Raw genomic sequence first — 22,371 nt, 5'->3', positions numbered from 1 at the left:
AAGGAATGAAGCCGTTTAAGACACGCTCATGTTTGAAAATAAGATCGTCGCCATCACGGGCGCATCAGGCGGCATTGGCCGGGCCATTGGTGAAATGTTCGCAGCTCAGGGGGCTAAAGTTGCCCTATCTGATCTCACGCCTCCGATTGAGGCGGCGACCGAAATGGGCGGAAAAGCCTATAACTGCGACGTATCGTCTGAGGCGTCGGTCATCGACTTTATCGATAAAGCCGAAGCCGAGCTCGGCCCCATAGACATTTACATTTCAAATGCGGGCGTTGGCGCGGGCAATGGTCCCCATGTCGCGGGCGGCACGAATGAGAGCTGGGAGAGCAGTTGGCAGGTCAATGTGATGGGCAGTGTTTACGCCGCACGTCGCCTTATGCCGGGTTGGCTTGAGCGCGGTGAGGGACGTTTCGTCATCACGGCCTCTGCGGCGGGCCTCCTGAACCAAGTCGGGTCAGCCAGCTATAGCGCGACAAAGCACGCGGCCGTGTCATTTGCCGAGAGTATTTCCATCGAACATGGCGACGCTGGTGTCAGCAGTCACTGCATCTGTCCGCAATATGTGCGTACAAATATGACGGCAGGCGTGGATTTCTCCGGTCAACGCGAAAAACTGCTCGAGCCGTCTGATGTCGCGGAGGCTTTGCGCCAAGCGATTGTTGACGAAAAGTTCCTTGTTCTGCCTCATCCTGTTGCGGGAGAGTATTATGCCTTCCGGGCCGCTAATCCCGATGCTTGGCTTGGTGGCATGCGCAAAATGCTGGCGAAGCTCAAAGAAACCAAATCCTACATCTTCAAGGACAGCTAAATATGGCGCGTTTTGATCTAACCGGAAAAGTCGCTCTTGTCGCAGGGGCCTCACGCGGAATTGGCGAAGCCATCGCTCACGGCCTGGCTGAACGTGGCGCGCATGTCGTCTGTACCTCTCGCAAGCCTGAAGCTTGCGCCAAAGCTGCTGACGAGATCAAAGCCAAAGGCGGCAGTGCCAGCTTTGCTGAGTTACATCTGGGGGATTTGTCCCATCATGACCGCGTGTTGGAGCAGATTGAGAGTGAGCATGGTCGCCTCGATATTCTGATCAATAATGGCGCGACCAATCCGCATTTCGGTCCGGCGCATGACTGTACAGAAGACGCCTATGACAAGACCTTCGCCGTGAATACACGCGGGCCATATTTCCTGACGTCCAAAGCCTATCCCATGCTCAAGCGTGACGGTGGTGGTTCGGTTGTCAATGTCGCGTCTATCGACGGCCTACAGCCAGCAGAGATGCGGGTTGTCTACGCCATGACCAAGGCGGCGCTGATCGCGATGACACAGGGTATGGCCAAAGAATATTCGGACGACAAAAAAGGGGAGGGCGTACGCGTCAATGCCCTACTGCCTGGACCTGTCGATACGCGCCTGGCGTCTGCACTGAAGAATGCACCCAATGTGCAGCAATATTTGGATGCGACGATGGCGATCAAACGCTTCGCTCAGCCCGAAGAAATGGTTGGCGCCGTATTGTTTATGGTTTCAAAAGAAGCCAGCTTCTACACGGGTCAATGTACGGTCGTGGACGGCGGAGCAACGCTCTAATGCTGGGTGAGAATGCGACGATTGAAGTTCGTGAGGGCGAAGGTCTCAATATAGAGGCCGTTGATGCAGCCCTAAAGGCGAATGTAGATGGGCTTTCGGGAACGCCGAGTGTCACGCAATACCCGTCGGGTAACTCTAACCTGACCTACGCCATCGACTATCCGGATCGCCGCCTTGTTCTGCGCAGGCCACCGTTTGGACCGCTGCCCAAGGCCGGGCATAATATGTTCCGCGAATACCGGATCATGCGCGACCTTAAACCTGCCTTCGATCAAGTGCCGCAGACAGTCTTCTACACGGATGATGAAAGCATCATCGGGAAGGAATTCTACGTCATGGACCGGGTCGATGGCCCGCTGATTCATAAAACCATCCCGCCTGAATGGAATTGGAATGCGGACGACACCGCGCAACTTGGTGAGAACTTCATCGACGCATTGGCGAAGTTACATACGTTGGACTGGAAAGCGTTGGGGCTCGAGGATTTTGGTCGTCCTGAAGGTTATGTAGAGCGTCAAATTCTGGGCTGGAACAAACGCTGGGACAAGGCTTGGACGGACGGTATTACCCGCTTTGACGATGTCCAAAAATGGCTCGAAGACAATATGCCCGCTGAGTCAGGCAATGTTAGCGTTTTGCACGGTGATTACCGGGTCGATAATGCCATTCTGAAAGCGGAAGATCCGCGCCAGATTGCGGCGCTACTCGATTGGGAAATCTGTGCGATTGGGGATCCGCTCATGGATCTAGGCAATACGCTGTCCTACTGGATTGAAGCGTCTGACCCAGCCCCGATGCATATGATGATCCGGCAGCCATCGGCTGCGCCGGGTATGCCGAGCCGTCGCGAATTCGCGCAGCGATATGGTGAGAAGACCGGCTATGACGTGTCGGATATTCATTATCACTTCGTCTATGGCATCTGGCGGCTGGCCGTCATCATTCAGCAAATCCACGCAAGATATGTCCGCGGTCAAACGCAGGACGAACGCTTTGCGGTTATGGACAAGTCCGTCGAAGCGTTGGGCGCTTTGGCCCGATACAAAATTGATAGCGGAACACTTTAGGAGATTTTCATGAGCGATAATATGTGCCTCGGCGTGACCGAGCGCTTAAAGCCAATCTTGGCTGAAGTCCGGGACATGGTTCAGAACGATATTCTGCCTATTGAAAAACAGTGGCATCACGAAACAGAAACGGCTGCCGATCGTTGGGCTCATACCCCTTGGCAGTTGGAAACGTTGGAAACCTTAAAATCCAAGGCCAAATCCAAAGGTCTTTGGAACTTCTGGCTGACCAAGACAGGGCTGACCGCGTCGGATAAGGGATTTGGACTCACTACAGTCGAGTATGCGCACTTGGCCGAACAAATGGGCTGGTGCCATCTCGCGCCGGAAGTGTTCAACTGTTCCGCGCCTGACACGGGCAATATGGAAGTGTTCGAAAAATACGGCACGGAAGAGCATAAAGAGCGTTGGCTCAAGCCTATGCTGGAAGGCAAGGTTCGCTCCGCCTATCTGATGACAGAGCCGGATGTGGCCTCGTCTGATGCCACGAACCTAGAATTTAGCGCGGTCAAAGACGGCGATGAGTGGGTTCTGAATGGTGAGAAATACTGGTCGTCCGGCGCAGGTGATCCGCGTTGCGAGGTCTACATCCTGATGGCGCGAACCGAAGATAAGGGCGATGATCGCTCACGTCGTCACAAGCAGCATTCCATGTTTGTCGTGCCGGCCGATCTCCCGGGTATTTCAAAGCTGCGTGCCATGACCATCTTTGGTCAAGACGACGCGCCGCACGGCCATTTGCATATGAAGTTTGAAAATGTCCGTATCCCGGCCGACGCGCTTCTGATTGGTGAAGGCCGTGGTTTTGAAGTTAGCCAAGGCCGACTTGGCCCTGGCCGCATCCACCACTGTATGCGGGCGATTGGTCAAGCGGAACGTGCGTTGGAACTCTTATGCAAACGCTCAACTTCGCGCGAAGCTTTCGGTCGTCCTTTGGCCAAGCTCGGTGCGAATTACGACATCATTGCCGATTGCCGGATCGGCATCGAGCAAGCGCGCCTGCTCTGCCTGAAAGCTGCGTCCATGATGGATACGGGTGATCACCGGGCAGCGGCACCTTACATTTCCATGATCAAGGTTGCGGCGCCGAATATTGCGCTGAAAGTCATTGATGAGGCGATGCAAATGCATGGCGGCGTTGGCATCAGTCAGGACACACCGTTAGCCGGGATGTTCATCCAGATGAGGACATTGCGGTATGCGGATGGTCCGGACGCCGTTCATCGGATGCAGGTCGCGCGTAAGGAACTGCGTGGTTACACCAACCAAAAGGTCTAACGCACTTCATTCGTGAGAATAGTCAGACGCCGCCTGCGGGCGGCGTTTTCTTTGGATTGATGGCTCAGACAGGGTAAAGAGTATGTCTGACATCGCCGACCAAAGTCGGCATAATAGGTTTGGAGGTCTCAATGCCGTCATTTGATATCGTTAGCGAAGTCGACCTATCCGAGGTCGACAACGCCGTGCAGAACGTGATGCGAGAAATTAAAACGCGCTACGATTTTAAAGGCAGCAAAAGCACAGTTGAAGTCGCAGATGGCGGCATCAAAATTTTTGCGGATGACGACCTGAAACTCAAGCAGATGCATGAGCTGATCCGAGGTCATTTACAGAAACGTGGGATTGAGCCGGGGCAGTTGGATTACCAAAAAGTTGATCCCGCCGCTGGCGCTAGTGTGCGTCAGACGGTTGCCGTCAAGGAAGGCATCGACCGCGACATGGCACGCAAGATCGTTAAGGAAATCAAAGGCTCAAAGATGAAGGTTCAAGTCGCTATTCAGGGCGAAGAACTGCGCGTGACGGGTAAGAAACGCGACGACCTTCAAGCCGCGATCCAATTCGTCAAAGACTTGTCACTAGAACAGCCCGTGCAATTCAAAAACTTCAGAGACTAACGGCTCCAAATGACAGTCCCGTCGACCATTGTCATGACGGGTTCAGCGTCCATCGGCTCAATTGATGGATCAAGCATGTCTTTGTCGAATACTGAGAAGTCGGCATGTTTCCCGACCTCAATTGAACCGACTTTGTCTTCCTCAAAAGCCGCATAAGCTGGCCACAGAGTAAACATTTTCAGCGCTTCTTGTGGCGTGACCCGTTGATCAAGGCCCCAATTCTCATTGGAATACCCTTTCAGGTCTGTTCGCTGCATAGCGGCATGGAGTTCAATTCGCGGATCACCCACTTCGACGGGAGCGTCGGAGCCGCCTGCGATCATCACACCAGTGTCGATCAGGGCGCGCCAAGCATAGGCACCCGCAAGCCGATCAGCGCCGAGACGGTCCACCGCGAAATGGAGGTCTCCAATCGCGTGACTAGGCTGCATTGATGGAATGACTCCGAGTGCCTTAAAGCGAGGAATATCTGCGACATCCAGAATCTGGCTATGCTCAATCCGCCAGCGCGGCTCAGCCACGGCCCATTCGCCGCGCGGAACGGAGGCAAAAGCTTCCTCATACCAATCGAGAACAGCCTTATTCCCTTTGTCGCCAATGGCATGCGTATTGACCTGAATGCCATTGCGAAGTGCGGACTGAAAAATGGGCAGGGCGCGCTCGCGTTCGAGCATCATCAGCCCTGAATTACCGAGATCGTCCGAGTAAGGCGCGAGCAGTGCGGCGCCGCGCGACCCTAAAGCTCCATCCGCGTAAAGTTTAATAGCACGTGTTGTCACAAGGGGTGATTCTGCCGACATGCCGCCGCGCATGTCTGAAACTTTTTCTCCGGCTCGGCTTTCTGGAACACCGACAGAATTGTAGACGCGAATCCCGATCGTGCCGTCATTTGACAGCCGATTGATTGTGTCGACATTTCCAGGAACGACACTCATGGAATGGATGTTGGTCCAGCCGCGCGACGCATAAACATCGGAACCGATTTGGAAGGCTTTTTCTGTGGTCGCGCTGTCCATCTCGGGGATTAAGCCAGCAACCAAACTCTGAGCATTGTCGATCAGCATGCCAGTCGGCTCGCCCGCCGCGTCGAGATTGATCGCGCCGCCAAATGGAGCCTCGGTCGTTCCGTCGATACTGGACTGGCTCAGGGCAAGGCTATTAGCGACAGCAGCATGACCATCAGCGCGTTGCAAAATAACCGGGTGTTGATCCGTTACGGCATCCAAGTCCGCTCGGTTGGGGAAGCGGCCCTCTGGCCAATGTGTTTCAATCCAGCCATCCCCATAGATGGTTTCGCCAATAGGCGTGTTGCTCGCAGCCATCCGAACCAAATCTTGTAACTCAAGCACGGATGTAACCCCAGATAGGTCGAGTTCCATCTCGCGCTTGCCGATGCCGATTAGGTGGGCGTGGGCGTCTGTGAGGCCAGGATAGAGCGCATAGCCGTTGAGCGCGTAATCCGCTGCGCCGACAGGGCACCAATCGCCTTCGTCCGCTCCGACATAGGTGATTTTATTCCCGACAACCGCGACGGCGTCTGCTGTCGGTTGCGCATCGTTCGCAGTATGGATGGTGCCGCCGCTAAAACACCAGCCGTCGACGGCTGCGATTTCGGGGTCCGTTGGAGCCATTGCTTGCCCGCAGGCTGCGAGGGCAAGAAGAGATGAAGCGGCGAGTAAAGTTTTGATCATACGAAAGGTTAGCGCCATTCGGCCAACATGTCAGCACTGATCGAGAAAATTTGAGCCGTTAGGCTGCTGACGCAACCCCGTTGGATTGTGAGTGAAGAAGTTCATCAAAAGCTTCCAGTAAGCCTGCAAGTTTAATGGGTTTGGCTAAAGATGAGTTCATCCCGATGTTTCGGCATAGTCGAGCTTGCTGATATTGAGGGTCCGCTGTCAGCGCGATAATCGGCACGTTCTGATAGGAAGACTCTGTGCTTCGGATCGCCAAAGTCGTCTCGATGCCGTCCATGACCGGCATATGAATATCCATTAGAACGATGTCGAATTTTTGTTCCTCTAGCCTTGCTAAGGCCTCTTCTCCGTTCAGAGCGGTCGTGATGTCTCCGACGAGGTTCGACAGGAGTGAGCTGACGACGATATGGTTTGTGGCGTTGTCATCGACAATCAACACGCGAAGTTTCGAGTAAGGGCCGTCTTTAGGCCGATCTTGGTCTAGCAGTTGGTCGACAAGCGAGTCAGATGCCGATTCCTTAGGCTTAGTCTCCTCAGCTTCAAGCGGTAAGCTAATGGCGAAGAGGGTGCCTTTATTCGGTTCTGATTTAACTGTGATCCGGCCGCCCATAAGCTCAATCAGATCCTTCACGATAGAAAGTCCGAGCCCTGTGCCGCCATATCGCGAGGAAATTGTTTTATCGGCTTGTTTGAAGGGGATGAAGATTTTTTCCAAACTCGCTTCGGTCATGCCGATGCCCGTGTCGCGAACGGCCAATACAAGCTGCCGATTATCGGCTGTGCCGGCCGTCGTCAGAATGACGTTCACACTCCCACCTTGCGAGAATTTGAGCGCATTGGAGAGCAGGTTGTTGAGGCATTGCTCATAACGAAATTCATCGAATGTGATCGTGTCGGGGACCGAATTATGGATCGTGCAAGTGAGACTTGTATGCCGAGCTTGCGCTTTCGTTTCCCACTTCGCACACACTTGACGAACGAGATTGGCCGGAGAGCTTTTCCGCAAGTTGAGCTCAATGGCATCTTCGGCAAGTTTCGTATGCACAAGTGTCTCGTCCACCATATCGACCACTTTCTCGGCAGAATTCTGGATCAAAGACAGTTTGGGCAAAATCTCGGGGTCTTTGCAATTATGGACGAGGGCGTCAGCCATACCGATAACGGCATTCATTGGTGTGCGAACCTCATGCGACAGTCGACCTAGAAACTCGTTCTTGGCCTTTAAGGCAGACTCGGCTTTTTCCTGCGTAGCCTGAAGATCCTGCTGGATCAGGATTTGCTCTGTCACATTGATGAAGAAACAAGAGAGAGATCGAACCCGTCCGCCCTCATCGACATTAGGCATGATGTGAGCTTGAAGCCATTGGACTTCGCCGTCATCACCGACGATACGACATAGATTTTCAATCGGACGAGAGGATGTAATGGTTTCCTCCATCGCGTCCTGCACATTTTGTCGGTCATCGGGGTGAATGACGTCCAAAAAGCCGTTTGATCGGATCGATTCGAATGTTTCTGCTGTGTAGTGTTGCTGCAGTGAATCGGCGCGAAGATTGAACTCGCCCGTGTGGAGGTTGTAAAACCAGTATCCGCTTTTGCCGACAAGTAGAGCTGTATCGAGAGCGCGTTTCTTGAGTTCTTCTTTGGTATTGTCCCGCATTAACACCAAAAAGCCGTCATCTCGGCCTAAGCTGACGCGGATATCAATATGCCGCCCGCTAGGCGTAACGGCATTGATAATCTGAGTAGCCTTGTTTTGTTTAAGGCGTTGATTGGTCAAGAGATCGGTAATCAGAGCTTCAAACATTTTCGGATTCCCACGCCCGAAATAGCCTTGGACGGCCATAATGCTTGTGAGTTGACCGAATTCTTCGAGGTTACCACATTCGGACCTGTCCAGTTTGAGAAGGTCAAATATCTTGTCGTCAATGAAGTCGATCATCATATTGCGATTGACGACCAGACACGCTTCGTCGGTCACATCCGCCATACGTTTTAGCCAGAAGTAATCTTCCTTGCGGCGGACAGAAACGCGCCGATCAAGGCGTTGATCTTGTAGTATGTCATCTGGGTCCAGAGACAATGATGCGTCCTCGTTGCAAATCTATCCAGAATCGCATCGCAGTAAAAAGAAAAGAGCGCGTTAACATTTGTTTGTATTCGGTTCTGAATGTGTCCCGATAGATTTGCCGTATTGGGTGATCAGATGATCACGGACTCTTTATTCTGGACTAGTAGTTTCTGCTATAAATAACTGAATTTGCTTACGCATTTTCCCTGGAATTCTATTCTCAGGACCGCTTGCCATGCCCGACCAGATAATAACGCCAGTGGCATCGGTTGCCGAGAGATAAACTGCAGGCTGACCGCTCCACAGTGTTAGGCGCCCCGCGAGGTTGTAATCGGTCATGCCAGGCCTGCCGATTGAGACAGATTCGCGTTCCATAATTTGCACCATCAAAAGATCTGATACGGCTGCCGTGAGAGGATCCAGACCAGGATCACCGCTTTGGTTCTCGATCGGAGACACAGAGACGGAGATGCTGACGAGATTATTGCTCGTCCGTGCCTGTCTCAGATTGAAGGTCACCCATGTAACTGTGATGACCGATAGTAGAATGGCGACCGTGAAGGTCCACAATCGTCGTCTGGATGCGTTGCTTTCTATCGGTTTGGCGGGCGCTTCAAGCATCTCGGCGACCCGATTGGCAGGTATAAGTAACCTATATCCCCGCTTGGGTATGGTTTCGATATAATCTGGGTTGCGAGCAGGATCGCCTAATGCCCGCCGGATATCAGCGATGACCACGGCAATGCTATTTTGGCTAACAATTCGACCCTTCCAAATATCGGTGATGATCTCGTCGTAAGTGACGAGCCTGTCACTCGCGCGGCAGAGGAGGGTGAGAAGGTGGGTCGCTCGGTTTTCCAGACGTTTGACGGCCCCGTCTCTGGAGAGAGTACCCAGTTCAGCGTTAAAGTCCCAAGGACCTAAGATATACCGTTCGCTCATAATCGTTCTTATTCCTCGTGATGGGGCGCGAACAAGACTTCATCTGGCGGGGCATAGTTTCTTCATAGCTTCTTTATTTGCCCTGTGGGTCAAGTCGCGTCTCGTTTGGGCTTAGCCAAAGGAGACGATCATGAAACGCCAACCTATAGCCCTCTTGTCATTCGCTGTTTCGATCTTCGCATCGACACAAGTTCTGGCCCAAACTGAAACGATCGAGTTTGGTGGATTGGAATGGGATGTCCGCGCAGAGCGCGCCGAACGTGTGTCGCATAAGGGTCAGTCGGCTTTGGCTATCGAAAAGGGTCGACTGTGGGCCGATCAAGCGAATTTTGGTGACGGTGTTATCTCATTCAAAGTCGCTTATCCGGAACATCGCGCCTTTATCGGCATGTCTTGGAGGGATCAGGGCCGGATCAATTCTGAAGAATTCTATTTCAGGCCACATCTCAATAACAAGCCGGACTCAATCCAATACACGCCCGTCAACAATAGGAACTCGGCTTGGCAAATTTTCTCCGATGGAAATGCCATTGGCCCAATCAACCATCGTTATGAGGATTGGAACGACGTAAAAATTGTTGTCGAGGGTGACCGCGCTGATATCTATTTCAACAGCGACATGCCTGTCCTGCATATTCCGGATCTTAAAAATGATCTCTCGGCCGGCGGTCTTGTGTTGAGAAGTGCAAATCGGACGGATGACACGACCTATTTTGCAGATCTTGTGATCCGCGCGTTGGCTAACGGTGAGGGGATTGTCGGAACGCCGAAGCCCGCAAAGCCCGTCCCAAATGGCCTCATAGAGAGTTGGAGCGTGTCCTCACCGTTTGATGAGGCAATTGTCGATGGGCACACATGGCTTCCAAAGATCAACGATCTGACGTGGCAAGACTTAACGGTCGAAACGAACGGCATCGCGAACCTGTCTCGTCTGAGTAATTCTCGCACAGACGGAAACACGGTACTGGTTCGCAAAACTCTGACGGCCGCAAATAGTAAAACTGCTTTGCTCCAGTTTGGCTTTTCGGACCGGGTCAAACTCTACTTGAACGGGGATCTCATCTATTCGGGGAACGATGGATACCAGACCCGAGACTATAGGTTTTTAGGCCTTGTGGGCTTTCATGATACGGTTGGGTTGAAGCTAAAGGCCGGGGAAAATGAACTGGTCGCCGCTGTGTCCGAGACATTTGGCGGTTGGGGGTGGGCGGGCGCGCTCGTCCCAGATGAAGACCCATCAGAGCCATAATCAAAGATGTCATCAGGGTGCGACCTGATGAGGACAGCTTTGCAATGATAATCACAAAGGGGACTATAATGACTATTTCAAAAATCGGGGCCGGACTTCTGAGCCTTGCCGCTCTCACAATCGGAGCTTGTTCGACTGCAGGCCAAAGCTTGTCTGCGGCTGATATTCAAGCGGCGATTGATGCGCCCGAACGGTCGGCTGAACATATCGAGCGGGATGCCAATCGTTTGCCAGCAGAGATGATCGCGTTTTCTGGCGTGTCTGTCGGCGATACAGTTGTCGATATTGCCCCTGCATCAGGATATTATACGGCGCTTCTGTCCCGTATTGTCGGTCCTGAAGGCAACATCGTCGGCATTGGTCCGCAACGCATTTTTGACGTGTTTCCCAATGCACCGGAAGGGTTTCAAAAATATATTGCCCGGGACCCGCGCGAGAATGTCACCTATTCCACGGCTAATCTGGACGCGGTCGATCTACCGGACAATGTCGATCAGATCTGGATGATCCTCTATTATCACGACACCTATTGGACCGGCGAAGACCGCGCAGAAATGAACCGCCGTTTCTACGAAGCCCTACGGCCAGGCGGTGTCTATTTCATCATTGAGCATAATGGTCAGGCCGTGCCTGATCAGGACATCACGCAGACCCTACACCGCTTGGAAACGGCGCCTGCCATCGCGGAAATCGAAGCCGCTGGCTTCAAGCTAGCTGCCACGTCTGATCTATTGCGAAATCCCGAAGATCCGCTGACCCTATCTGTGTTTGACCCGGAGTGGCGTGGAAAAACGGATCGTGTGGTCTGGAAATTCGTCAAACCAGAATAGACCAAAGCGCAGGATCAGTTTGGGGAACACGAGATATCACGGTTGAAGAGTATGAGCCTCGGTTGAGGTAGCCGCGCCCATCAAAATCGACCCTTTATATTTCGGTGACCCCGGAAGCCCCTGCGGTCCTGCCGTGGGGGCTTTAGAAATCCAGAAAGGCGATGTTGGATTGATGTCCATCTGGTGCCGCGAGGGAGAATTGAACTCCCGACCTCATCATTACCAATGATGCGCTCTACCACTGAGCTACCGCGGCGTTCCATAAGACGGAGCGTCGATCGACAGTCACCCGTCGAAGGCGCCGCGCTATAGCTCGCACACTGACGGTTGAAAACCCCTTATGCGCGCTTACAACACCCCTATGGCAGAGCAAAAAAACGACTCCAAAAAGACACGCGAAGATCGGCTCGCAGAGCAGCTTCGGGCCAATCTACGACGGCGTAAAACAGCAGCGCGCAAGACGGCTCCAACTGCGAGCCCGAAAAAAGACGCGCCACAGCCTTGATTGCGGCTCGTTGTCAGGTCATGCGCCCGACCTATGGATAAAATCGTTATAGAAGGCGGGTTTCCCCTCCGCGGTGATATTAGGATCAGTGGAGCGAAAAACTCCGCGATCAAACTCATGGCCGTGTGTTTGCTGACAGATCAGCAGATTACCCTGACGAATATGCCCAGACTGCGCGACACGCGGTCGATGGGGCAACTTTTGACTCACCTCGGCGTCGAGGTCGGGGAAGTCGGCGCATCGACCATGACGCTGCACGCCCCCAAACTGAGCAGTTCTGAAGCGCCCTATGATTTGGTGCGGAAGATGCGCGCGACCTTCAATGTGCTCGGTCCGTTACTGGCCCGTGAGGAGGAGGCGCGTGTCAGCCTGCCGGGCGGGTGCGCCATCGGCGCTCGACCCGTTGACCTGCATTTGAAAGCGCTTGAAGCAATGGGCGCAAAGATTGAGCTGGAGCAGGGCTATGTTGTGGCCTCGGCCAAGGGCGGTCTGCGCGGGGCAGAGATTTCATTCCCGTTCGTGTCTGTCGGCGCGACCGAGCATGCGCTGCTTTCTGCCGTCTTAGCCAAGGGCGAAACTGTTCTGATGAACGCGGCGCGAGAGCCGGAAATCATTGACTTGGCGAATTGTCTCAATGCGATGGGCGCGAAGATCACAGGGGCAGGCCGATCTGAGGTCCGTATTGAAGGCGTGGCAAAGCTGGGCGGTGTAGAGCATTCCGTCGTTCCAGACCGGATTGAAGCGGGCACATATGCGCTTGCGGCAGCGACGGCGGGCGGCTCCGTGCGTCTGACACATGTGCGGCACGATCATCTCGGTGCGCTCTGGCCACTCATTGCACAGGCGGGCGCGCGCGTCAGTTTGGATGATAGCACCGTCTTGATTGAGCGTGGCACGGGTCGACCCAACCCCGTTGATATCGATACGCAGGCCTATCCCGGCTTCCCAACGGACCTGCAGGCGCAGTTTATGGCATTGGTCGGATTGGCGGACGGCGTGTCCATCATTCGAGAAAACATCTTTGAGAACCGCTTCATGCATTGTCCGGAACTGACTCGCATGGGCGCCGACATAACAGTGCGCGGTCGCGAAGCGATTGTGCGCGGCGTTCCGGAATATGTCGCGGCCCCGGTCATGGCGACGGACCTTCGAGCGTCCGCCAGTTTGATCAACGCCGGATTGGCTGCGCGCGGCGAAACTCACATTTCTCGCGTCTACCACCTTGATCGCGGCTTCGAGCATATCGAAGTAAAGCTCGGACAATGTGGTGCGCGCATCAAGCGCGTCCCTGACGACTGAGTCTGATAGAGAAGTGGCTGAACAATGACTTTGAAACTAATTGCGACCGATGCGGACGATCTCAAGATCGTAGCGAGTGCCCTTCAAGACGCGATTTTGCGTGTGGGCGATATTCGCTTTGATCCGACATCACGATCGGTCTCCCTGCGCTTTACCCGTTTCATGCACGAAACCGCGGCGTCGGAACGCGTTGAATGCGGCATCCGGATCGATGGTGTCATGGGGCTGCAAAGCCACGGCGTGGATCGGACCGAACGGGATGCGTTCATGGTGGTGCTCGACCTGGCGTTCGAGTTGACGGATGCGCCCGCCGGTTTGCTGACGATCACATTGGCGGGTGGCGGTTCGCTGCGTCTGAGCGTCGAAGGGCTGGACCTCATTCTGGCTGATACTGGTGAGCCTCGGCGGACTCGGTCCAAACCCGATCATGACGCGGCGTGACGGAGGAGCCTGATTTCGAGACGGGCGATCACCATATCGCCGAGCTGCACATTGATGACGCCAGCTTGCCTGTCACATCAGTTGAGATGCAGCATGAGAGACGTGTCGCTATCTTTGATCTGATCGAAGACAATCAGTTCAAGCCTCTGGAATCTTCTTCCGGCCCTTACATGGTTCACCTTGCACTCGATGAGTCGCGTCGCCTTCATTTCGATGTGAACACGACACTCGGCGTTCCAAGAGCGCAATTCAGTGTTTCGATGGTGCCATTCCGTCGGATCGTGAAGGACTATTTCCTGATCTGTGAGAGCTACCATAATGCGATCCGAACAGCGACGTCGGCTCAGATTGAAGCCATCGATATGGGGCGGCGCGGGCTACACAATGAAGGTTCGCGCTTGCTGACTGATTCTCTGCGTAATCAGGCGGAGATCAGCTTCAATACATCCCGTCGCCTCTTCACGCTGATTTGCTCCCTCCACAGGCGCCCATCATGAGTGACCCCATTCTATTCATTTGCCAGCTCAACATGGTCCGCTCGCCAATGGCGGAAGGTCTGGCACGAAAAAAAGGGCACAACGCCGTGTCTTGCGGGCTTGATCCGGGTGAGGCGGATGAGCTGATGATCGCGGTGATGCGAGAAGTTGGCATCGATATGAGTGAGCATGAGCCGAAATCCTTAAACGATTTTGCGGGCCAAACATTTGATCGGATCGTCACTTTTTCAGAAGATTCCCGCCAAACAGCCTTAGCGGTTTTTGGCGAAGATGCCCCGATTGAACTCTGGGCCGTGCCGAACCCATCCATGGGGAGTCATGATGTTCGCGCGATCATGGATACGTACCGCTCGATCCGCACGGTCATAGCGAACCGGATCGACCGTTTAAGCTAGTGTATTTACCCTTTCGATTGTGCGCAAAGCCCCTATATAGGCGCGCGAAAGACACGTCTGCTCAGTGCAGCGACAATTAAGGACTAGTTTTGGCTAAAGAAGAACTTTTAGAATTCGAAGGCGAAGTTGTTGAACTTCTGCCGAATGCAACCTTCCGCGTGAAGTTGGTCAATGATCACGAAATCATTGCTCATACGGCGGGACGGATGCGCAAAAACCGGATTCGTGTTCTGGCGGGTGACCGCGTCACCGTCGAAATGACTCCCTACGATCTGACCAAAGGTCGGATTACCTACCGTTTCAAATAGGCGGCCAGAGCCGTTATGACCGACCCCGTCATGTCCGGTGACGGTTTCATCCTAGCCAGCGCCAGTCCGCGACGCCTGCATTTGCTCGCGCAGATCGGACTTACCCCGGACGCCGTTCACCCCACCGACATTAACGAAGATCCGATTCCTGGCGAGTTACCGGGGCCGCATGCGCTCCGTCTGGCACAGGAAAAAGCGCAGGCTGCCTTGAGGCAACTCCCGGGTTCTGTGATCCTCGCCGCCGACACAGTTGTCGGCGTTGGTCGTCGTATCTTGCCCAAAACTATGGAGCGCGACGAGGCCAAGATGTGTCTCTCGCTCATGAGTGGTCGTTCACACCGCGTTTTCACAGGCGTGTGCGTCATTGATGCGGACGGTTTGGCGCGGTCCAAGGTCAGTGAAACCCGGTTAAAGATGAAGCGGCTCTCTGATCAGGAGATGACGCGCTATCTGGACAGTGAGGAATGGCGCGGAAAAGCTGGCGGCTATGGAATACAAGGCCGCGCCGGGACGCTTATCCATCACATTTCAGGTTCCTATACGGGCGTTGTGGGCCTTCCAGTCTATGAAACGGGGCTCCTCTTAGCCGCCGCGGGGATTATATCGTGAAACGCCGTGTCGTTATCGAAGAGACTGTCGGGGAAACCCGTGCCGCTGTCTATGAAGGCCGCAAACTGGTCGAACTCCATCTCGACCGTTGGTCGGATTTTCGCAAGCCCCGGATTGGAGAACAATGGACCGGGCAAGTCGTCGCGATTGACGCGTCGATTGGTGGGCTTTGGATCGCACTGGGCTCAGGTCCGAATGGTTTGCTGTCTTTCAAAGGCCAGCGGGACTTGCCGCGCCTGACGGAAGGCGAGCGGGTTGACGTGATTGTTGCTAAGGAAGCCATCGCGGAGAAGGGACCGGTCCTGCGTCATGTTGCAGAGGCCAGCCGCGAAAAACCTGGTGTGGTCACAGCCTTGTCTTTGCGCGAACGGTTGGACCGTCGCTTCCCAGAGCTGGCCTATGAAGACGCGCCTGTCGGTATTTTTGATACAGCGACGGAGCGGCAACTGGCCATTCCCGGTGGCGGCAGCATCACCATAGAGCGCACGCAGGCGCTGATCGCCGTCGATGTTGATAAAGGTGGGTCAAAGACCGTGATGGATTGCAGTGTGGGTGCGGCCAAACTCATCCTCAGCCAGCTTCGGCTGCGGGGTCTGGGTGGATTGATCGCCATCGACTTTCCCAATCTGCGTCAATCGAAACAGCGCTCAACTCTGATTCGCTTGATGGAAGAGATGGCCGAGACCGATCCCGCCAGTATTCGCATCGCGCCGTTCTCTCGCTTTGGCGTGGTTGAGATGACACGTGGCCAAGACGGACCGTCGATCGATGCGATGCTCAATGATCGCTTTGGCGAACCGACCGTAGAGACACGGGCTATTCGCGCGCTGCGCCAGTTAGAGCGCGAAGCAAAAATAACCGCTGGGGCCAAAATGACACTGAGCGTCGATCAGCCGGTCTGGGTGTGGTTAGAGGATGCGCCGTTTGACTGGCGCGCCCCGATGACTGAACGGCTGGGCGCGCGGTTTACTGTCGAGCTGGGCGATAGCGTTCAGGTGAAGGGTGACCGATGAGCCGACCTTGCCCAATCTGCAAAACACGTGAGTCTATGACAGACTTCCGTCCATTCTGTTCGAAACGCTGCGCCGACATTGATCTTGGGCGGTGGTTTAAGGGAAGTTACGCCATCCCGACCGAAGAGCCGGCTCCAGAGGGTAGCCTCATCGACCCACGGCCTCAGGCTGCGAACGACTAGATGAACGATTCGAACGGTGCCTTGGCGTCGCTAAAGAACGCATCGTGGCCATGACGGGCTTCTGCCGTCTCAATCGCGGCGCGCGTCTTATAGGAGAAGGCGCTGACTTGCGTTCCGTCTTGATGATAGTCCTCGACCAGCGCCGCGCTGACCTGCTTAGCTGGCACGCAGACCCAATTAACAACCTCACGCAATTCACCCTTTAAGGGCCCATCAACGAACCAACCAGATCGTTCGCCGTGGACATAGGTGCGTTCGGGCCGTTCAATACGCCCAAGATTGGCTTTGTAAACTTTGTGGACCGACCGCACGGCGAGGTTCGGAGGTTGGCACCAATGGGACAGGCAAGACTGCGCGGTCTCGTCAATGTCGTGGATGGCGTAGAGAACTTCCGGCAACCAAGAGACCCAGATCGAGCGCTCGCGAAGGCGGTGTTCCGCACAGAGTGCGTAGAGCATCTCTTCAAATCCGGCGTCCTTCATGTCGATTAGGACCCGGCAATTGCGATTGTCGTGAGTGGCGATGGCTTTGAACAACTCAGGCGCGCTCGGCATTCGGGCGAAATCCCCCCCTAAACTGGAAAGATCACGCGCGAAAACATCGCAAATTTTGTGGAGCTGGCCCTTCGAATCGCGCGCGGCCTCGTCATGCGTGATCATCGGTGTCCCGCATCGCGTGAGTCGAATATCGAACTCAATCTGCTTTACACCAAAGTCGAGCGCGGCGATTAAGCCGTCCATTGTGCTCTCATGCTGGGCAAAACCGCGAAAGCGATGAGAAATAATCTGATCAAGACGAGCCATAGGCGTCGCCTAAACGATACGAGGGGGAAGGGAAATGGTGCCCGAACCTGGATTTGAACCAGGGACACACGGATTTTCAATCCGTTGCTCTACCAACTGAGCTATTCGGGCCCGTTTACGAGGCGCGTCTATAGGATCGACTCGCGGGGCTGTCCACTCCGTATAAGAGGATAAAACACACCCCGATCTATAGTCGATTTTATAGTCCCGATTTGTCACCATTTTGACGAAACGCGCTGAATGTGACGTTGGTCACGAACCGCGTGAGCTTTTCCTTTGCAGTTGCGACTAATTCTCACTATGGCAAACCTATGTCTCAAATGCCAACCCGTCTGACCGATCTCGCCCGGTCTACCTCAACCCGGATTCTCGGTTTTTCATCCGCCGATGAAAAATTGGAAATCAGACTGCGTGACATTGGCTTTGCGGAAGGGGATCGGGTCGAGCCGCTTCATTTCGGCCTGTTTGGTCGTAATCCGATGAGTGTTCGATTGAACGGTGCGATTATTGCGCTTCGCCGCGAGGACGCAGCCGCGATCCTTGTGGAACCTGCAAACACCTAGACGTCACATTATGAGCTCTGTCGAAACTCAAACGAGGCCTGTCCGCCTAGCCCTTCTAGGTGCGCCCAATTGTGGGAAGACATCGCTGTTCAACGCGTTGACCGGGGGACGAGCCAAGGTCGCAAACTATCCCGGCGTCACAGTCGAATACCGCAAGGGAGTGTTCGACCTTCCCGATGGTCGAGCGATTGAGCTGCTTGATCTCCCCGGCGTCTATGGCGACACGGGCAAGTCGATGGATGAGCGCGTCGCGATTGATGCGGTGAGTGGTCGACTAGAGAATGAACGTGCTCCGGACGCCATTCTCTTCGTGCTCGATGCCGCCCATATCGAAACCCATTTGCACAATGTGCTGCAGGCCAAGAATTATGGGCTCCCTATCGTGCTCGTACTGAACATGATGGATATGGCCGCGCGCGACGGGCTGAACATCGATATTCCTGCGCTGGAACAAGAGCTCGGTATTCCTGTTGTGAATTGTGTCGCCGTCCGAGCTTCAGGACGGGCTCATCTGCTCGATTTCCTAACGGAGTGGTCTGGCGACGTTGCGTATGGCAGCGCGCCTAAACCGTCTGAAGAACGCGGTGAAGTGCGCGAAATTCAACAACGCGCTCGATCCGCGACACGCCATGCAGTCTCGCGAATTCCGCAGACTGAGACGATTACCCACAGAATCGACAAAATCGTGCTGCATCCTGTCTTGGGGCTCTTGATCTTACTCGCCATTTTGTTTGTCATGTTTCAGGCCGTCTACACGTGGGCAGGTCCGGCTATGGATTTGATCGATAGCGCGATTGGTGGGCTTCAGGGCGCCGTCGAAGCGATTATCCCGGACGGGTTGCTGCAATCCGTTATCGTCGATGGGGCCATTGCAGGCGTCGGCGCCGTATTGGTCTTTCTGCCTCAAATCGTCATTCTTTTTGCCTTTATCTTACTGCTTGAAGCCTCAGGCTATATGGCGCGGGCAGCATTCCTCGTGGACACGCTCATGGCTAAGGTCGGCCTCAACGGCCGGGCTTTCATTCCGCTGCTTTCCTCTTTCGCATGCGCTATTCCGGGCATCATGGCGGCGCGGACAATCGAGCAGGAGAAGGATCGCCTAACCACAATTCTCATTGCGCCATTGATGACCTGTTCGGCGCGTTGGCCGGTCTATTTCATGATTATCGCAGCGTTCATTCCGCAAGGGCGTGTGGGACCGTTTTCGCAACAGGGTCTCGTTGCGTTCGGTCTGATTCTCGTTGGCATTCTGTTCGCCTTCATCATGGCGTTCATCTTCAAAAAAACGCTGTCTCGAGGCGAAAGCGGCGGTTTGCTGATCGAGCTGCCGAGCTATAAAACGCCGGTTTTCCGTGATTATCTTATGGGGATTTGGGATCGGGCGATGATCTTTGTGAATCGGGCTGGACGGATCATTCTGCCGGCTTCGATCATCATCTGGGTGCTCACGACCTTCCCGCGTAATGCTGGGAGCATTGGCGAGACCTATGCAGGGATGCTCGGCAATATCTTGCTGCCCATTCTCAAGCCGATCGGTTTCAACCTTGAAATGTCGATCGCTTTGATTCCGGCTATGGCGGCGCGCGAAGTCGCCGTGTCCAGCCTCGCGACTATCTATGCAGTGCAAGGCGATGGGATCGAAGGGCAGATGTCTGCTGTGATCGCCAGCCAATGGTCGATGGCGACGGGCTTAGCGTTCCTAGCCTGGTTCGTGTTTGCGCCGCAGTGTCTGTCGACTTTCGCCATTATCCGCAAAGAAACTCATAGCTGGAAATGGCCGCTTTTCGCTTTTGGCTATCTGTTTGTGCTCGCTTACGCGGCTGCCGCAGTCACTTACCATACGGCTGTCGCATTCGGTCTTGGATAGCGCCGTTGAGCGTTAGTCCACAGTCGAGGGCGATTCCGGGCTGAGAAGAGCGCTATAACAGACAGAGTCCGGGTTAACCTCTACGCAAAATCGTGGCAGGAGGCGGACATGACCGACCTTTCCAAAAGCCAGCTCGAACATCGTGACATGGCCAATGCGATCGCCGCCCTATCCATGGATGCGGTGCAGCGCGCTAACTCCGGCCACCCCGGCATGCCGATGGGTATGGCCGACGCCGCGACTGTTCTATTTTCCAAATTTCTGAAGTTCGATCCATCGGATCCGAATTGGGCCGATCGAGATCGGTTCATCTTGTCCGCCGGGCATGGCTCGATGTTGATTTACAGCCTGCTACATTTGACTGGCTACAAGGCTGTGACGATGGACCAGATCAAGAATTTTCGTCAGCTTGGCTCCATCACCGCCGGGCACCCGGAATATGGCCATGTGCCGGGCGTCGAGACCACAACCGGACCCCTGGGGCAGGGCATTTCCAACGCGGTCGGCTTCGCCATTGCTGAGCGCCATTTGAATGCGCGCTATGGTGACGCCGTTGTCGATCACCACACTTACGTTATCGCGGGCGATGGCTGCCTGATGGAAGGCATTAGTCAGGAAGCGATCAGCCTAGCCGGGCATCTTGCGCTCAACCGCCTAACGGTTCTCTGGGACGACAACAACATTACGATTGATGGTCCTGTGTCGCTGTCCGACTCAACCAATCAAAAGAAGCGCTTCGAAGCATCGGGCTGGAAAGTCATCGAGATTGACGGACATAATCCGCAACAGGTCGCCAGCGCCCTGCGCCGCGCCAAGAAATCCGATAAGCCCACACTGATCGCTTGCAAAACGACCATCGGGAAGGGAGCCCCGACCCGGGCTGGAACATCGAAAGCGCATGGCGCTCCGCTCGGTGACGAAGAAATCGCGGGCACGCGTGCCGCGCGCGGTTGGGACCACGGTCCGTTTGAAGTCCCTGATTCTGTTTACAAACTCTGGAAACGTCCGGGTCGCAAAGGCCGGAAGGCCCATCGCGAATGGAAAGAACGACTGGCGGCATCCGATCACAAAGCCGACTTTGAACGCGCCATGTCTGGTGGTTTGAATGAGGGCTGGTTGGAAACGTTCCAAGCTTACAAAAACAAAGTGGCTGCTGACAAACCGTCCATGGCGACACGCGCAGCATCCGGTAAAGCGCTCGTGCCGCTGACCGAATCTCTGACCGATATGATGTCTGGCTCAGCTGACTTGGAAGGCTCCAATAAGACCAAAACACCGGCCACATCCGATGAAATCCAAGCGGGTCACTATGGCGGGCGCTACCTGAATTACGGCATTCGTGAGCATGGTATGGCGGCGGCTATGAACGGCATGTCGCTGCATGGCGGCGTCCTGCCTTATTCTGGGCTATTCATGGTCTTTATGGATTATTGCCGTCCGTCCGTCCGTCTCGCGGCGTTGATGGAAAAGCGCGTGATCTATGTCGCTACACACGATTCTATCGGTGTGGGCGAAGATGGTCCGACGCATCAACCAGTCGAACATCTGGCCAGCCTACGCGCAATCCCAAATGTCTATACCTACCGCCCGGCCGACGCGCTGGAGACAGCGGAATGTTGGGAATTGGCTGTACAGAGAGATGATGGGCCGAGCGTAATGGCACTGACACGCCAAGGCTTACCAGCGGTCCGGGACGACGCTTCAACCAACTGGTGCGAGCGCGGCGGTTATGTGTTGCAAGCCGGTGAGGGGGCTGATGACATCGTCCTTATTGCCACGGGATCAGAGGTCCATCTGGCTGTGGAGGCGGCTGAGCGTCTGGCAGGCGACGGCATTACAGCGCGTGTTGTATCTGTACCATGCCTCGATCTGTTCATGGAGCAGGATGAAAACTATATCCGGTCCGTGCTCGGCAAAGACCTACCCAAACTGGCCGTTGAAGCCGGAATACGCCAAGGCTGGGATGCATTGATCGGACGGGGTGGGGCCTTTGTGGGCATGGACAGTTTCGGAGCCTCTGCGCCGGGCGCTGATTTGTTCGAACATTTCGGCATCACGACAGATGCGGTTGTGACCGCGGCTAAGGGACTCCTCAACCGGTGAAGGAACTGCCCGGAAATGTATTCGTCTCGGGCCAGTTGATGCCGGCCCAAATTCAGGTTCTGGCTGAGCAGGGCGTGAAGAGCGTCATCAATAATCGGCCGGACCAGGAAGCACCGCTACAGCCGCTGTCAGAGGAGATGGAAGCGGCTGCAGAAGCGGCGTCGCTGGGTTATCTCCATATTCCGATGAGTGCAGGCCTGACGCCGGACCTAATCGCAGCATCCATCAAAGCCTTCGAATCTGCACCCCGCCCAATCGTGGTTTTTTGTGCATCAGGGCGGCGTTCAACTGTGCTGTGGGCGTTCGCCCATATCGATCAGTTAGGCATTGATGCGGTGATGCAAGCCATGAGCGATGCGGGCTATCAGCTAGAACAGATCCGTAATCCCCTGATGGAGTTTGCCGCAAGAGACCGGACCTGCTGAGGACCCTCCCATTCGATCTTGTT

General features: G+C 54.8%; 24 protein-coding genes and 2 tRNA genes. 20 read left to right on the top strand and 6 right to left on the bottom strand.

All coding sequences use genetic code 11. From position 1 onward, the window contains the following. Positions 1–28: 28 nt before the first annotated feature. The 5 genes from QQL54_RS06285 (at position 29) to QQL54_RS06265 (ending at position 4,549) form a co-directional block, all read left to right on the top strand. Entirely contained in the window at positions 29–814 is a 786-nt protein-coding gene (locus QQL54_RS06285; RefSeq protein ID WP_284388754.1) for an SDR family NAD(P)-dependent oxidoreductase, read from the top strand. A 2-nt stretch (positions 815–816) separates the two neighbouring features. Next, positions 817–1,587, top strand: a complete 771-nt coding sequence (locus tag QQL54_RS06280; RefSeq protein WP_284388751.1) for a glucose 1-dehydrogenase — start codon at positions 817–819, stop codon at positions 1,585–1,587. Then, a complete protein-coding gene (locus tag QQL54_RS06275) occupies positions 1,554–2,654 on the top strand; it encodes a phosphotransferase family protein (RefSeq protein ID WP_284388749.1) in 1,101 nt (366 codons plus the stop codon). The genes QQL54_RS06280 and QQL54_RS06275 overlap by 34 nt, the downstream gene beginning before the upstream one ends. A gap of 9 nt (positions 2,655–2,663) precedes the next feature. Further along, positions 2,664–3,932 carry an acyl-CoA dehydrogenase family protein gene (locus tag QQL54_RS06270; protein ID WP_284388747.1) on the top strand — a complete coding sequence of 423 codons (1,269 nt, stop codon included), beginning with the start codon at positions 2,664–2,666 and terminating at the stop codon, positions 3,930–3,932. A gap of 131 nt (positions 3,933–4,063) precedes the next feature. After that, positions 4,064–4,549, top strand: coding sequence for a YajQ family cyclic di-GMP-binding protein (locus tag QQL54_RS06265; RefSeq protein ID WP_284388745.1), 486 nt, complete (start codon positions 4,064–4,066; stop codon positions 4,547–4,549). On the opposite strand, the gene QQL54_RS06260 is transcribed toward QQL54_RS06265, so the two are convergent. The 3 genes from QQL54_RS06260 to QQL54_RS06250 form a co-directional block, all read right to left on the bottom strand. After that, entirely contained in the window at positions 4,546–6,240 is a 1,695-nt protein-coding gene (locus QQL54_RS06260; protein ID WP_284388744.1) for an amidohydrolase, read from the bottom strand. The genes QQL54_RS06265 and QQL54_RS06260 overlap by 4 nt on opposite strands. Positions 6,241–6,298: 58 nt before the next feature. Next, on the bottom strand, positions 6,299–8,329 hold the full coding sequence (locus QQL54_RS06255; protein WP_284388742.1) for a PAS domain-containing hybrid sensor histidine kinase/response regulator: 2,031 nt from the start codon (positions 8,327–8,329) through the stop codon (positions 6,299–6,301). Positions 8,330–8,467: 138 nt separating this feature from the next. Next, entirely contained in the window at positions 8,468–9,259 is a 792-nt protein-coding gene (locus QQL54_RS06250) for a winged helix-turn-helix domain-containing protein (RefSeq protein WP_284388740.1), read from the bottom strand. 130 nt (positions 9,260–9,389) lie between these two features. On the opposite strand from QQL54_RS06250, the gene QQL54_RS06245 reads away from it, so the two are divergent. After that, positions 9,390–10,508, top strand: a complete 1,119-nt coding sequence (locus tag QQL54_RS06245) for a hypothetical protein (RefSeq protein ID WP_284388739.1) — start codon at positions 9,390–9,392, stop codon at positions 10,506–10,508. 68 nt (positions 10,509–10,576) lie between these two features. Further along, on the top strand, positions 10,577–11,338 hold the full coding sequence (locus QQL54_RS06240) for a class I SAM-dependent methyltransferase (protein ID WP_284388732.1): 762 nt from the start codon (positions 10,577–10,579) through the stop codon (positions 11,336–11,338). Between the two features lie 181 nt (positions 11,339–11,519). On the opposite strand, the gene QQL54_RS06235 is transcribed toward QQL54_RS06240, so the two are convergent. Next, positions 11,520–11,594: transfer RNA gene (locus QQL54_RS06235), tRNA-Thr, on the bottom strand. 105 nt (positions 11,595–11,699) lie between these two features. Between QQL54_RS06235 and QQL54_RS06230 the strand changes: the two genes are divergently transcribed. The 9 genes from QQL54_RS06230 (at position 11,700) to QQL54_RS06190 (ending at position 16,587) form a co-directional block, all read left to right on the top strand. Next, entirely contained in the window at positions 11,700–11,843 is a 144-nt protein-coding gene (locus QQL54_RS06230; RefSeq protein WP_284388729.1) for a hypothetical protein, read from the top strand. Positions 11,844–11,876: 33 nt separating this feature from the next. Then, the gene (gene murA, locus QQL54_RS06225; RefSeq protein ID WP_284388727.1) at positions 11,877–13,142 is read left to right on the top strand and encodes a UDP-N-acetylglucosamine 1-carboxyvinyltransferase; all 1,266 of its coding nucleotides are present in this window, start codon (positions 11,877–11,879) and stop codon (positions 13,140–13,142) included. A 24-nt stretch (positions 13,143–13,166) separates the two neighbouring features. After that, positions 13,167–13,583: a DUF2948 family protein gene (locus QQL54_RS06220; RefSeq protein WP_284388726.1), complete on the top strand. Its 417-nt coding sequence runs from the start codon at positions 13,167–13,169 to the stop codon at positions 13,581–13,583. Further along, positions 13,580–14,080, top strand: a complete 501-nt coding sequence (locus tag QQL54_RS06215; RefSeq protein ID WP_284388725.1) for a UPF0262 family protein — start codon at positions 13,580–13,582, stop codon at positions 14,078–14,080. The genes QQL54_RS06220 and QQL54_RS06215 overlap by 4 nt, the downstream gene beginning before the upstream one ends. After that, on the top strand, positions 14,077–14,475 hold the full coding sequence (locus tag QQL54_RS06210) for an arsenate-mycothiol transferase ArsC (protein ID WP_284388724.1): 399 nt from the start codon (positions 14,077–14,079) through the stop codon (positions 14,473–14,475). The genes QQL54_RS06215 and QQL54_RS06210 overlap by 4 nt, the downstream gene beginning before the upstream one ends. An 89-nt stretch (positions 14,476–14,564) precedes the next feature. Continuing rightward, on the top strand, positions 14,565–14,783 hold the full coding sequence (infA, locus tag QQL54_RS06205; protein WP_189499413.1) for a translation initiation factor IF-1: 219 nt from the start codon (positions 14,565–14,567) through the stop codon (positions 14,781–14,783). 15 nt (positions 14,784–14,798) lie between these two features. Further along, entirely contained in the window at positions 14,799–15,392 is a 594-nt protein-coding gene (locus tag QQL54_RS06200; protein ID WP_284388717.1) for a Maf family protein, read from the top strand. After that, positions 15,389–16,405: a ribonuclease E/G gene (locus QQL54_RS06195; RefSeq protein ID WP_284388715.1), complete on the top strand. Its 1,017-nt coding sequence runs from the start codon at positions 15,389–15,391 to the stop codon at positions 16,403–16,405. The genes QQL54_RS06200 and QQL54_RS06195 overlap by 4 nt, the downstream gene beginning before the upstream one ends. Next, a complete protein-coding gene (locus tag QQL54_RS06190) occupies positions 16,402–16,587 on the top strand; it encodes a DNA gyrase inhibitor YacG (RefSeq protein WP_284388713.1) in 186 nt (61 codons plus the stop codon). The genes QQL54_RS06195 and QQL54_RS06190 overlap by 4 nt, the downstream gene beginning before the upstream one ends. On the opposite strand, the gene QQL54_RS06185 is transcribed toward QQL54_RS06190, so the two are convergent. Together QQL54_RS06185 and QQL54_RS06180 are read right to left on the bottom strand one after the other, a co-directional pair. After that, on the bottom strand, positions 16,584–17,390 hold the full coding sequence (locus QQL54_RS06185; protein WP_284388711.1) for a glycerophosphodiester phosphodiesterase: 807 nt from the start codon (positions 17,388–17,390) through the stop codon (positions 16,584–16,586). The genes QQL54_RS06190 and QQL54_RS06185 overlap by 4 nt on opposite strands. Positions 17,391–17,425: 35 nt before the next feature. Then, a tRNA-Phe gene (locus tag QQL54_RS06180) sits at positions 17,426–17,501 on the bottom strand. A gap of 200 nt (positions 17,502–17,701) precedes the next feature. Between QQL54_RS06180 and QQL54_RS06175 the strand changes: the two genes are divergently transcribed. The 4 genes from QQL54_RS06175 (at position 17,702) to QQL54_RS06160 (ending at position 22,348) form a co-directional block, all read left to right on the top strand. Next, positions 17,702–17,953, top strand: a complete 252-nt coding sequence (locus tag QQL54_RS06175; protein ID WP_284388709.1) for a FeoA family protein — start codon at positions 17,702–17,704, stop codon at positions 17,951–17,953. Between the two features lie 10 nt (positions 17,954–17,963). Next, positions 17,964–19,820, top strand: coding sequence for a ferrous iron transporter B (gene feoB, locus QQL54_RS06170; protein ID WP_284388707.1), 1,857 nt, complete (start codon positions 17,964–17,966; stop codon positions 19,818–19,820). Positions 19,821–19,928: 108 nt separating this feature from the next. Then, a complete protein-coding gene (gene tkt / locus QQL54_RS06165) occupies positions 19,929–21,923 on the top strand; it encodes a transketolase (protein ID WP_284388705.1) in 1,995 nt (664 codons plus the stop codon). Next, positions 21,920–22,348, top strand: a complete 429-nt coding sequence (locus QQL54_RS06160) for a protein tyrosine phosphatase family protein (RefSeq protein WP_284388702.1) — start codon at positions 21,920–21,922, stop codon at positions 22,346–22,348. Before tkt ends, QQL54_RS06160 begins: the two co-directional genes overlap by 4 nt. Positions 22,349–22,371 lie beyond the last annotated feature (23 nt).

The organism is Algimonas ampicilliniresistens (assembly GCF_030159955.1).
In the GTDB taxonomy this organism is placed as follows: Bacteria; Pseudomonadota; Alphaproteobacteria; order Caulobacterales; family Maricaulaceae; genus Litorimonas; species Litorimonas ampicilliniresistens.
This window is presented reverse-complemented; position numbering and strand designations above follow the sequence as displayed.

Coding starts and splice junctions, on each gene's coding strand:
- QQL54_RS06285 (WP_284388754.1), top strand. CDS start 29: ATGTTTGAAAATAAGATCGTCGCCATCACGGGCGCATCAGGCGGCATT.
- QQL54_RS06280 (WP_284388751.1), top strand. CDS start 817: ATGGCGCGTTTTGATCTAACCGGAAAAGTCGCTCTTGTCGCAGGGGCC.
- QQL54_RS06275 (WP_284388749.1), top strand. CDS start 1,554: ATGTACGGTCGTGGACGGCGGAGCAACGCTCTAATGCTGGGTGAGAAT.
- QQL54_RS06270 (WP_284388747.1), top strand. CDS start 2,664: ATGAGCGATAATATGTGCCTCGGCGTGACCGAGCGCTTAAAGCCAATC.
- QQL54_RS06265 (WP_284388745.1), top strand. CDS start 4,064: ATGCCGTCATTTGATATCGTTAGCGAAGTCGACCTATCCGAGGTCGAC.
- QQL54_RS06260 (WP_284388744.1), bottom strand. CDS start 6,240: ATGATCAAAACTTTACTCGCCGCTTCATCTCTTCTTGCCCTCGCAGCC.
- QQL54_RS06250 (WP_284388740.1), bottom strand. CDS start 9,259: ATGAGCGAACGGTATATCTTAGGTCCTTGGGACTTTAACGCTGAACTG.
- QQL54_RS06245 (WP_284388739.1), top strand. CDS start 9,390: ATGAAACGCCAACCTATAGCCCTCTTGTCATTCGCTGTTTCGATCTTC.
- QQL54_RS06240 (WP_284388732.1), top strand. CDS start 10,577: ATGACTATTTCAAAAATCGGGGCCGGACTTCTGAGCCTTGCCGCTCTC.
- QQL54_RS06230 (WP_284388729.1), top strand. CDS start 11,700: ATGGCAGAGCAAAAAAACGACTCCAAAAAGACACGCGAAGATCGGCTC.
- murA (WP_284388727.1), top strand. CDS start 11,877: ATGGATAAAATCGTTATAGAAGGCGGGTTTCCCCTCCGCGGTGATATT.
- QQL54_RS06220 (WP_284388726.1), top strand. CDS start 13,167: ATGACTTTGAAACTAATTGCGACCGATGCGGACGATCTCAAGATCGTA.
- QQL54_RS06210 (WP_284388724.1), top strand. CDS start 14,077: ATGAGTGACCCCATTCTATTCATTTGCCAGCTCAACATGGTCCGCTCG.
- QQL54_RS06200 (WP_284388717.1), top strand. CDS start 14,799: ATGACCGACCCCGTCATGTCCGGTGACGGTTTCATCCTAGCCAGCGCC.
- QQL54_RS06190 (WP_284388713.1), top strand. CDS start 16,402: ATGAGCCGACCTTGCCCAATCTGCAAAACACGTGAGTCTATGACAGAC.
- QQL54_RS06185 (WP_284388711.1), bottom strand. CDS start 17,390: ATGGCTCGTCTTGATCAGATTATTTCTCATCGCTTTCGCGGTTTTGCC.
- QQL54_RS06175 (WP_284388709.1), top strand. CDS start 17,702: ATGTCTCAAATGCCAACCCGTCTGACCGATCTCGCCCGGTCTACCTCA.
- feoB (WP_284388707.1), top strand. CDS start 17,964: ATGAGCTCTGTCGAAACTCAAACGAGGCCTGTCCGCCTAGCCCTTCTA.
- tkt (WP_284388705.1), top strand. CDS start 19,929: ATGACCGACCTTTCCAAAAGCCAGCTCGAACATCGTGACATGGCCAAT.